Annotated in this window: 9 protein-coding genes; 3 read left to right on the top strand and 6 right to left on the bottom strand. The window is 37.8% G+C overall.

What is annotated here, in order from left to right; genetic code table 11:
- The first annotated feature begins 53 nt into the window (after nucleotides 1-53).
- Entirely contained in the window at nucleotides 54-1,064 is a 1,011-nt protein-coding gene (alc, locus tag K6I41_RS00620; protein WP_250375019.1) for an allantoicase, read from the top strand.
- Complete coding sequence (locus tag K6I41_RS00615) at nucleotides 1,061-1,564, top strand: ureidoglycolate lyase (protein ID WP_005300567.1); 504 nt, start codon at nucleotides 1,061-1,063, stop codon at nucleotides 1,562-1,564. Before alc ends, K6I41_RS00615 begins: the two co-directional genes overlap by 4 nt.
- A 122-nt stretch (nucleotides 1,565-1,686) precedes the next feature.
- Here the strand turns inward: K6I41_RS00615 and parE are convergent, their stop codons facing one another.
- Both parE and K6I41_RS00605 read right to left on the bottom strand, forming a co-directional pair.
- Nucleotides 1,687-3,570 (bottom strand): DNA topoisomerase IV subunit B, encoded by a 1,884-nt coding sequence (gene parE / locus K6I41_RS00610; RefSeq protein ID WP_250375018.1) that lies wholly within the window; start codon nucleotides 3,568-3,570, stop codon nucleotides 1,687-1,689.
- A 14-nt stretch (nucleotides 3,571-3,584) separates the two neighbouring features.
- On the bottom strand, nucleotides 3,585-4,166 hold the full coding sequence (locus K6I41_RS00605) for a YqiA/YcfP family alpha/beta fold hydrolase (RefSeq protein WP_005300561.1): 582 nt from the start codon (nucleotides 4,164-4,166) through the stop codon (nucleotides 3,585-3,587).
- A gap of 210 nt (nucleotides 4,167-4,376) precedes the next feature.
- Between K6I41_RS00605 and K6I41_RS00600 the strand changes: the two genes are divergently transcribed.
- Entirely contained in the window at nucleotides 4,377-5,720 is a 1,344-nt protein-coding gene (locus tag K6I41_RS00600) for an alpha/beta fold hydrolase (RefSeq protein WP_005300558.1), read from the top strand.
- Nucleotides 5,721-5,788: 68 nt separating this feature from the next.
- Here K6I41_RS00600 and K6I41_RS00595 read toward each other — a convergent pair whose 3' ends face one another.
- Genes K6I41_RS00595 through K6I41_RS00580 form a run of 4 tightly spaced genes read right to left on the bottom strand, consistent with a single transcriptional unit; the run spans nucleotide 5,789 to nucleotide 11,692 of the window.
- Nucleotides 5,789-6,145, bottom strand: coding sequence for a DUF5991 domain-containing protein (locus K6I41_RS00595; RefSeq protein WP_250375017.1), 357 nt, complete (start codon nucleotides 6,143-6,145; stop codon nucleotides 5,789-5,791).
- A 1-nt stretch (nucleotide 6,146) separates the two neighbouring features.
- Nucleotides 6,147-6,605: a hypothetical protein gene (locus K6I41_RS00590; protein ID WP_250375016.1), complete on the bottom strand. Its 459-nt coding sequence runs from the start codon at nucleotides 6,603-6,605 to the stop codon at nucleotides 6,147-6,149.
- Between the two features lie 21 nt (nucleotides 6,606-6,626).
- Entirely contained in the window at nucleotides 6,627-8,375 is a 1,749-nt protein-coding gene (locus tag K6I41_RS00585) for a LysM peptidoglycan-binding domain-containing protein (RefSeq protein WP_250375015.1), read from the bottom strand.
- 11 nt (nucleotides 8,376-8,386) lie between these two features.
- Nucleotides 8,387-11,692 carry a type VI secretion system Vgr family protein gene (locus K6I41_RS00580; protein ID WP_250375014.1) on the bottom strand — a complete coding sequence of 1,102 codons (3,306 nt, stop codon included), beginning with the start codon at nucleotides 11,690-11,692 and terminating at the stop codon, nucleotides 8,387-8,389.
- Nucleotide 11,693 lies beyond the last annotated feature (1 nt).

The raw sequence follows: 11,693 nt of genomic DNA, 5'->3' as shown, positions 1-11,693 counted from the left end.
CGCAGTTTTAAATGAAAAATCATGTTTTTAACAAGAAATACGGATAATCCACTATGGCAACATTGCACGCCCCAGCATTTGAACTTCCTGAAATTTTGAATACGAAAACCAATTTGGCTGATGCCCGAATTGGTGCACAAGTCATTGAGTGTTCAGATGATTTCTTTGCAGAAGCAAAGCGTATGCTGCAATTTGATGCACCTATTTTTGTTGAAGATAAATTTGATGATAACGGCAAATGGATGGACGGTTGGGAAACGCGTCGTAAACGTCACGCAGGTTATGACTGGTGCATTGTGAAACTTGGTGTGACTGGAAAAATCAGTGCACTTGATATTGATACCAGCTTTTTTACAGGAAATTATCCTGCATCTGCATCATTAGAAGCATGTTATGCACCAAATGGTGACCTTACAGGGGCAAAATGGGAGAGTCTTTTAGGAAATACGGAACTCGGCCCAAGCCAGCATCATATTTTTATGGTCAATAATGATGCACTTTTCACTCATATACGCCTCAATATTTTCCCAGATGGTGGTATTGCCCGTTTACGTGTCTATGGAGACGTTCATATTCAGGTGACTGATAGCGAGCAAACTCTTGATTTATTAGCCCTTGAAAATGGTGGCCGCGTAGTTGCCTATAGCGATGCGCACTTTGGACATCCGCGTAATTTGATTAACCCCGGTCGTGGCGTCAACATGGGCGATGGATGGGAAACCAAACGCCGCCGAGCTCCGGGTTATGACTGGTGTATTCTTTCGTTAGGTAAAAGCGGAAAAATTGAGAAACTTGAAATTGATACGGCTCACTTTAAAGGGAACTTCCCTGCCCAAGTATCCATTCAAGCGGTTTACCTTGAAAATGCTACCGATGCACAGCTGATTCCACAAAGTATGTTCTGGTCTTATTTACTTGAAGCTCAACCGATGCAAATGGACCATATTCATGAATATGTGAATGAGATTTTACAGCATGGAAAAATCTCTCATATTCGCATTAACATGATTCCAGACGGTGGTATTAGTCGTGTTCGTTTATGGGGAAAAATTGCCAAGCCATGATCATGAAGAATGTTCAAATTCAGCCTTTAACAATTGAAAACTTTCAGTCCTTCGGAGAGGTCATCTGTTGCGACGGGCATGACTTTTTTCATATTAACGATGCCCACACCGAGCGCTACCATGCGCTCGTTGAAACTGAAATTGAAGGGGAAGCAAAGGCAGGAATTAGTATTTTCCGTAATATTAAGGCCAGTGTACTACCTCTGGAAATTTCAATGCTAGAGCGCCATCCCAAGGGGTCTCAGGCATTTATTCCATTACAGCAACAAAAGTTTTTAATTATTGTCGCGCCCGCTTTAGACGAGAATACTCCCGACATTTCAAAGCTATGTGCATTTGTTTCAAATGGGAAGCAAAGTATCAATTATCGGGCAGGCACATGGCATCATCCTTTGCTTACCTTTGAGGCACCAAGTGATTTTGCAGTGGTAGATCGAATTGGAGGTGGAGCGAATTGTGATATTTTTCAATTTCCACAGACTATAAAAATTACGACCTAAATTAGAATATACAGATCTGTCTATTTTAATTTTATGGCAAAAACCGTTGTGGTGATTTCCAATAACTTAGTTTTACATAAAAAAATCCCCGCCTATTGAGCGGGGATTTTTTTAATTCTATTTTAAACAGTGATATCAGCTAGGTTACCCTTCTGCTCAAGCCACTGCTTACGATCTGCCGAGCGTTTTTTCGCAAGCAATTTATCGAGTAAACCAGCTGTAAAATGAGCATCATCTAGATCGAGCTGAACTAAACGACGCGTGTTTGGATCCATGGTCGTTTCACGTAGCTGAATCGCGTTCATCTCACCCAATCCTTTGAATCGGGTAATTTGCGGATTACGATTACCTTTGATATTTTTCAAAATAGTTTCAAGTTCATCATCATCAAGTGCGTAATGGACATCTTTACCAATATCGATACGGAATAAGGGTGGCATTGCCACATACAAATGCCCTTCTTCAACCAATGTTGGGAAATGTTTTACGAATAAAGCACAAAGCAACGTCGCAATGTGTAAACCGTCCGAGTCCGCATCGGCCAAAATACAGATTTTGCCATAACGCAGCTCTGATAAATCATCACTGCCAGGGTCTACACCAATCGCAATCGCAATGTCGTGAACCTCTTGAGAAGCGAGTACTTCATCTGAAGAAACTTCCCACGTATTTAAGATTTTTCCACGAATTGGCATGATTGCCTGAAAGTTTTTATCGCGCGCTTGCTTGGCACTACCGCCAGCAGAGTCACCCTCGACAATAAATAACTCACTGTCCTCACGTGTTTGACCAACACAATCTGCCAATTTACCCGGCAATGCAGGGCCGGAAACAATTTTTTTACGCTCGACTTTCTTTGCTGCTTTTAAACGACGACCAGCTTTAGAAATCGCCATTTCTGCCAATTGCATAGCAATTTCAGCATGCTGATTTAGCCAGAGTGCGAAAGCATCTTTAGCAATATTTAAAACAATATTGGATGCTTCCCGACTAGAAAGACGCTCTTTGGTTTGACCTGAAAACTGCGGTTCTTGGAACTTGAGCGACAAGATATAGTTCACGCCATCCCAAACATCTTCTGCCGAAAGTTTAAGATTACGCGGTAATAAATTACGTAACTCACAGAACTCTCGTAACGCTTCAGTCACTCCTGAACGTAAACCATTCACATGAGTACCGCCTTGTGCGGTTGGAATCAGGTTGACGTAACTTTCTTGAACCTGCTCACCGCCTTCCACATTCCAGCAAATCGCAAATTCACACGCCGCACGGTCTGCCTGACCATTACTCACAAAAGCGGGATTTGGCAAAATTTCGCGGTCTTGCAACTCATCCATCAAATAATCGACAAGGCCATTTTCAAACTGCCATTCGATTTTTTCATCGTTAATTTGATCGATATAGATAATTTTTAAACCAGCCGCTAAAACAGCTTTGGCTTTTAAATTGTGTTTAAGTGCTTTTAACGCAAATTTTGGACTATCAAAATATTTCGCTTCTGGCCAAAAATGTACCGTTGTACCTGTCGCGCGTTTTGGAGCTTTACCTTCGAGAACAGCTAAAGGTGCTACGGGTTCACCTTGCTCAAAGGCCATTTGATATAGGTTACCCTGACGTTGAACTTCGACCTCAACACGTGTTGATAAAGCATTTACAACGGAAATACCCACACCATGTAAACCACCTGAAAACTGATAGTTATCAGTACTGAATTTACCACCAGCATGCAGCTTAGTCAGAATGATTTCGATACCACTTTGGCCATATTCAGGGTGCATATCCACTGGCATACCACGGCCGTTATCTTCAACAGACAATGAACCATCTTTATAAACCGTGACACAGATTTTGTCGGCATGACCAGCTAATGCTTCATCAACAGCATTATCAATAACTTCTTGGGCTAAATGGTTAGGTCGAGTCGTATCGGTATACATCCCTGGACGACGACGAACAGGGTCTAAACCAGAAAGGACTTCAAGCGATTGAGCCGTATATTGTGTCACGTTGTACGTTTTCCTTATTTGATGGTGTGCGCAAAGAATTCGATCACTAACGGTAATTTTTCTTCAAAATCTTCCATAGCATGATTGCCATGAGCATCCGTCAAAATCAATGAGGATGGCGTTGCAGCACTATAATAGCGTTGTGCTTGACGATAATCCAAAATTTCGTCGCCTTGTTGCAACAAGACGAGTATTTTGTCAGCATTTTCAGGTTGTTTCAGTTCCAAGTGTTGTAATTGTCGCAACTGAATATGGTCAATTGACCATTGATCATTCACCACATAGGGCATGCTTTCAACTTGGAATAACTCATCAAACAACTTCCATGGTTGCATAGCAGGGTTAATCAGTACAGCCGGAATATTATATTTCGCGACAAAATATGTCGCAAAAAATCCGCCGAGACTACTACCAACTAAAGCCACGTCTTGCAACGATTCAATCAGCGCTGAAACTTGCTCTACCACTAGATTAGGAGATCTGTTTAGGTCTGGCAAATGCACATTTATGCCTAATTCGCTACAATACTGCTTCAGGCTTAGCCCTTTAATTGAAGAAGAGCTACTATTAAAGCCATGGAGGTAGATAATATTCATATATTTCCCTCTAAATTGAGAATAAACTCACATTTTTGTTCTCAGTTTGTATATAAAAACACTATTGTCAGACAAGAAAAACCACTCAACTAACCATTCATCAGTATTTTAAAAACATGTGTTATTTAAACTACTAAGATGGAAACGTTTACTGCCGTTGATAAAAAGTACAGCTTAAAACGTCGGTTATAACGTATATGGGGAAAAGATATGCCGAGCTTAACACCACTACATGAAACTTATTGTAAATGGGATCGTACGCCACCGAGTCAGGCAGACGTACTAGAAGGTTTAGCTCAACTGTTCAGTACCAGCTTAAATGGTGTACATGAATTAATACAAGTTATTAATATTGAAGTATTAAAAAATGCTTTTGGTGTGAGCACACAAAATGCTAAAAACTTTCAAAAACGACCATTTGTGCAAAAGGCATATCAATTTTCTTATGGTGCATTACAAAAATATGGTAGCCACTTTTTAGCGCCAAGCTTACGTCACATTATTGAAAAATATCCCACACTTCACGAAAAACCACTCACCCCGAGCTTACATTTTTTAGTCGGAATTTTGAATGGGATTTTTGGGGATTATCTACTTAAACAACATAGCCCTCTCGCTTTACCAATGGTCCTATACGATCACTACGGTGCAATACAACAAGGGGAACTTGCAGGACGTATTGTAATTTTGGTTCATGGTTTGTGTATGAATCATCTTAGTTGGTCAAATGCACATTATGGCGGTATTGGGGAGCGCCTGTTAGCACAGCGCGACCATAACACGATGCTGTATTTAAACTACAATACAGGTCGACGTATTTCAGCCAATGGGCGCAGTTTTTCAAATTTATTAGAAGACTTGGTACAGCGTAATCCAAGAATTACCAGTATTGATATCATTGGTCATAGTATGGGCGGACTAGTTTCTCGCAGTGCCTTGTTTTATGGCAAACAAAACATGTATCAATGGATTCATATGGTCGAGAATCTAGTCTGCATTGGCTCTCCACATCATGGTGCAGTGTTGGAGCGTTTTGGTTTTACTATACAAGATAAGCTCGGGGCCTTCCCTTTTGTGGGTTTACTCGGTCAACTGGTTAATATTCGTAGTAATGGCATTTTAGACTTACGCCACGGTAGCGTTCGTGATGACGACTGGGAATATATGGATGCCCGAATTGGCATGATGGATGATAACCGTGCCCCAGCTCCGTTACCTTCCCATATCAATACCTTTTTAGTGGCAGGTACACTCGAATTTGAAAAAGTACGCAACAAAGCGTTGACCGTAATTGGCGATTACTTGGTGAGTGTAAAAAGCGCGCTAGGCGAACATCCAAATCCACGTTTTCAGCTCAAAGTTCCAGACTCTCATAAAGCCGTGTTTTATGGCTTAAATCACTTTGAAATTCAGTATCACTCGAGTGTTGCGGAACAGATTACTCGCTGGCTCTACCCTAATGTTAATGATTATGTGCAAGAAGGTATTCAAACTCATATTATTGATATGCCGAACTATACGCTCGAAGATTTAGAAGGAATTGTAGAGACGTAAAAAAATCCCAACTTAAGTTGGGCTTTTTTACAGAATCTGAAAATATTTTAAAAAGGGCTCTATAACTATTATTTATCTTTAAAAAATAAGTTGTCTTTACTATCTAAAACTTCATCAGAATAAAGATAGTATTTTCCTTTCTTAAAGACTACTTTTCCTAACTTTTCACCACTTTGAACATTAAAGAAATATAGCTCGTTATTTTTCTCTTTTACTTTGCACATATAGGATTTATCAACCTGAAAGCCTATAATAGAGTACACACATTTTTTTGGTGCTAATGTTAAAGTTGACTCTATCGTCGCAACATTTCCACTAGGTAGCTCCTCTGAACTATAATAGTGATATGTACCATTCCATATTTCTGTATTTGCAATTGTATGATTAGCAAATAGTAAAATTAAGAACAATATTGAATATTTCATGTTATTTCCGCAGCATTTTAATTAAATCACTTCCATCATCATATTTTATATTTTCTATTTTTTTACAAGAAGACTCTTTATTAATAACAAAGTTAATAAATTCCGAGTATTGATGATATTCAACTTTCACTGTTACTAAATTATCCGTATCCTGTAATATCTTATATTTATTAGGAGTATCTTGAGAATGAATTAAAATATTAAAATCAATATTACAAACCCCATTATTTCTTGCACTACATTCTTGATCTTTTATAAGTAAATTTGTAAGGTTTTTATCAAAAAAATTACTTAAGGTTTTTCTATTTTTATTTTCAACAACCTCATCGCTATTAATAGGAAATTTATTGTATAAATCTGTAATTAGAGCTTTTGAAGTATTGTAACATTCAGCTTCTTTTGCGGAAGCGCAACCAGATAAAAGGCTTAAACATAAAATTTCTAAAATTAAAAGTTTCATTAAAATCTCCTATTTAACAAATTACATTCTAAAATATCTGTAGTTAACATGATCACTATAAATTCTATGACCTTTTTGTTTAAAATCAGAAATCCATTGGCTACCATCATAGCCTGCAATATGGCCATATTGATGCTTATCAGTTTTGGTGATGATATAAATATCACCTAATTGAGGTTTATTAAACTCTTCAGGTATTTCTTTATAACCTATTTTTTTAAGAGTTGGCCCCCAATCTGATGCTGCGATAGGATGTCCTGAAGTGTCGGCTCCCCCAGCCTCTAATGCAATTCTTACATATTTTGCACATTGATGTTGACTTTTTTCTTTAGCTCTCTTTCTTAAAATTTCAGCAAATTTTTCCAAATTAATTTTCTGAGTATTTTTTACCTCAGTATGATTTATGTATGCACAATTATAATTTTTCTCTAAATTTTGACTTTTTATACCTTCGGTTAAATGTTTTTTAATTTCTTGTTCAACCTCCCAAACTTTAGTTGAACCATTTTTAAATCCTTGTTTAATAACTTTTTTGCCATCCCGTTTATATTCATCATTCTCTTTCATAAAACTAGGATTTTGGTGATATGGGCTTTCTAAAAATTTTTTAGAAGTTACTTCTGCGTCTTTAGGTGCCGCATACACAATATCTTCATCTTCTAATCGATTTTCTTTGACATTTTTAGGATAATTCACCCATAAATATAATCCAGTTAGAGTTTTAATCTTTGTATGAGCAGAGTTTAGTTTATAGTATTTTTCCACATAATCTAATTGTTGTACGGCTGACATTTTTGCTAAATCAGATCTTTTAACTTTTAAATCAATTGAAGCAAATTTTCCGAATTGGATAAGACCAACATAACCACCTTTAGCATCATCTGTTAATTTTTTGCTGACAAAAGTTCCAATTTTTGGACTAAAAGTACCGGCAGACTCTAAATGCATAACAGCCATTAATTGACTTGCCATATTCTCTGAATCATTAGGCCACAAATTTTGTGCTATTTTTATAACTCTTTTCCTAAATTCACAACTAACTTTAGATCCCCAAGCCAAATTATATTGTTTACAAATACATGGTGAAGTTGCATTAGTAGCAACTTTCATTGGTTTTCCTGACTCTTTTGTATATTCATCAGTTATATCTTTTGTCTCTATTCTTTTTTGAGGTTTATCTGAAGTATTTTTATTATTATTTTCATGTGAATTTACTTTATGACTAGAAGATGATTTATTATTTTCATGCTTAGATTGATTGTTATCAGGATTTTTTTTGGTATCACTCGATGCACCTTTATATGGAATTTTAATAATTTGTCCAACATCTATATGATCAGGATTTTTTAATTTATTTAAATTTACAATTTCACTAATTTTACAATTAAATCGATGAGAAATTGAAGATAAATTTTCTCCTTTTTTTACTTTATGCGTTAAATATCTATAATTACCAGGTTTATTCGTTGATTTTGCTAAGGTAATATTATCTAATAGTATTTTTGATGATGTTACTCTTACTATCTCCTTTTTATAAACAATAGTGTGCCTAACTTTTTCTTTCAAATCACCTGTTATAATATTTTTTAAATATACATAAAGAGTATCACCCACATCTCTACTTATCATTACTGTTAAGCCATTACTATTAGTCATTCCAGAAGCAATAGTTACACCCTTTTCATTCTTAATAACATGATATAAATTAGGTATGTTATTAGCAGTAAATAATTCAACAAACCTAAACTGAATTAAACCTTTCTTATTCATTTTCTCTCCCCTTAATTAGAATTATTATTTAAGTTAGAATCATTGTGGATTTCATAGTCATCAAAATCCTCAAACTCTTCTGTTTCTTTATGCCACTTATCAGCACTATATCCCACTAAAACCTTCATTTTATCAGGGGTACTACTCTTGAATCTTTCTGTTCTTCCTAAATCATCTAAATTCCCTTGCGTAACTCTTTGATTTTCAAAAAGTGCGCTATATTTAATATTTTCGAAATCACTCCATTGAAAAATCTTATACAAATCAATTCTATTACTATAATTAAAAGAACTAGGTAACTCAGGAACCTCATAAGAAACCTTAGCCCCACCCGTAAACAAATGCTGCCCAGCTTTACTTTCAAACTTACCGCCTGTTGTTGAAAATACGCCATCCGCATTAATTTTGAGCTGTGATCCACCTGCTGTTAGTACAATTTCTTTTGGACTCGTAAGCTCGATTTTTTCTTCTGTAGAAATGAGCTTGATGACCTTCTTGGCAATCGCTTCAATAGCATCATCTTGCGCTTGTAGTTCGAGCTTTCCTTTTGCTGCATAAGCGCGGAAACCCTTTTGTGCGGCAAACAAACTAATTTTGTCTTGTGCATGCCCAATAATATTTTTCTGTGCGCTTAAATTAATTGAACCGCTAGCACTCTCAGCAATATCTTGTGAAGCTTGCAGAATAATATTTTCAGGTGTCGTTAAAGCAATACCATTTGGCGATGCTAATAACATAAGCGCTTGTCTAAAGATTTTGCCTTGTTCTTGTTGTTTCGTATCTGCACTACTTTCTAAACCTTGGGTATAACCCTCCATAAAGCCTTGCAAAGAACTCAACGCTTTTGATGGTGATACTTCTAATTTACTGCCTTTACTAAATGTTCCACATACACTCATCAAATCAAAGTCTTTGGTCTCCACATTCCCTAAGACTTTTCCGACCTCTTTAATACTTTCAAATGGATTTTTATGAATCCGATCTTTAATGCTGGCAAGTTTTCCTTTAACGATGTCAGCGCCATGTTCTTCAACATTTTCGATGAACGCTTTTAAATTCTCTACCGCATCTTTAGCGTCGGTAAAGAAAGCATTAAATTCGTCTACAACACCTTTTGTATTGCCACCTAGAGCACCCATGTCTTGAATAAAGCCACCGCAGTCTTTTAATGCGTGAATAGGGTCGTTATTAATGCCTTCCTTAAATAGGTTTACCGTACTATTTAATGCCTGTCCTGTGGTTTTTAGCTCAAGGGACTGGATGAATTTGGGTAATCGATTAATCACATTCAAAGCATCAGTTTGTTGCTTAGCTGCAACTTCACTGAGCATTTTCATGCTTTCATAACCTTGTGAAAGTAAAGATTGTGCTTGTGCAGCTTCTAAATGGTCTGCAATTGCCTGCTCTTGTGCATAGGTACTAATGAGCATGCCTTTGCCCGCACGCACAGCTCCCCAAGCATCTGTTCTAAGCTCAAAACCCTCACCACGACCTTGGCTCGTTGCTTGTTCTTTCGGATGGCTTAAGTTACCTAAGTTCAACTGTGTCGCGGCATGACTACTTTGTAGTTGGGTACTGATTTGCCCTGTTGTATCATCAAAACGTAATTGGTTAAAACCACTACCACTGATTTCCTGACTGCGAATCCCGCTTAGTTTTTTAGTATCAGGAAGCTGCCCTTTTACATCGAACTTGGTTGGCGAACGCTGCGCTTCATGGATACGCCCCGTCACAAATGGACGGTCAATATTGCCATCAAAGAAGTCTATGACAACCACTTCACCAATACGTGGTAAAAACCGTGCTCCATAGCCTTCACCTGCCCAAGGAGTCAATACATCAACCCAAGCCGAGTCGGTATCGTTATCATTACTCCCTGCACCACCGTCATGTCCATGATCATCACTACGGGTAAATAGAAAACGTACTTTGATACGCCCCCATTCATCGACATGAATAGTCTCTCCCTCTGGCCCCACGACTTTCGCTCTTTGTGGGTAGGCAATTGGTCGATGCTGTTCTGGATGATATTCAGGTGCAGTTTTAATTTGACGGCGTATTAAGGTCAGCTCATTACCTTGGCGCTCAATATCTTCATAACCATGTTTATCCCAACGACTTTGGGTTAACAACTGGCTAACTTGCTGATGCAAATCTTTCGGTAGGTTATTTTGATTATAGAAATTTTTAGCAATGATGAGGAACTCTTGGTCAGCCCCTTCATGCTGATCAATTTCTGGATGCCCCTGTAGATTAAACCAATAACCAACTTGGCTATCACGGACACTACTATAGGCCTTAAAGTATTTGGCCTGACTTGCGTACATATGTGTGAAGTGCTGATTTAATTTTTCTAGCTGATTACCACTTGAAGCGGTAGCCTGATCTTCCCCTTTTAAATCTTGCATCCAAGCTGGGCTCATGTGCCATGCTTGTTCAAGGCTCAAACTCGCTGAATCAAACTGCTCTGAATGTATGTGTGTAGTAATAACTGAACCTACACCTTCTTCGTGTGCCAGAGCATCCGGTTGCCAACGCTGCACATGTACCGCTGTCGGCTGCAAAGTCCGCACTGCTACAAAACCTGTAATGCTATCTTGATATTCTGTTGCACTACTGCGGTGATAACGAATGCTGCGTCGCTCTAAAGCTTGGTACTGGCTATTTTCATCAATGAGTCTTAGTTTTTGAGCTTGTATTGGCGCAGTAAAATGCGGAACAAAAAGTTCTGACTCATCAATGAGCCAACTAATACCTTCACTTCGCCATAAACGTGTAAGGAAGTCATAGTCAGACTCATTGTGCTGCATGGTGAAAGGTCGAATATCATAGTTTTGACTTAACCCACTAAGATCAAGACTTAAACTTGTCGCAAAAAGCTGACTTTTTTCTTGCCACTCTTTAAATAAAATTTCCGTGATTTCAATAATACTTTTATTCATGAAAACACGGCTATTACGGCGTTTGTGCCATAAATTTGTCGCATCTTTTAAGGTCAGTTTATAAAGCGTTAAAGCACCGTCACTTTGGCCATAACTAGCTTCCGTTAAAATTCCTGTAGTTCGAAATAATTGTCCTGAATCGGTGACCTGATCAACAGCAACTTGCACTCCTATAAACTGCTTCAATGCAATTTGGGCACTCGTCGAAAGACAAATTAACTCAGCTTCAACTCCCCCATTTAGCTGGTGTTGGCCTTCGATACGCTGTAAAAAAACTTGGTTATTGAGTAATTCATTAGAAAATTGCACGTGAATCGCGCGTTTCTGTGCACTTAACCCTATTTTTTCCAAAACATTAAAGATATTAAAAAACATT

The sequence above is a fragment of the Acinetobacter sp. AS23 genome (assembly GCF_023612055.1).
GTDB classification, from domain to species: domain Bacteria; phylum Pseudomonadota; class Gammaproteobacteria; order Pseudomonadales; family Moraxellaceae; genus Acinetobacter; species Acinetobacter oleivorans.
This window is presented reverse-complemented; position numbering and strand designations above follow the sequence as displayed.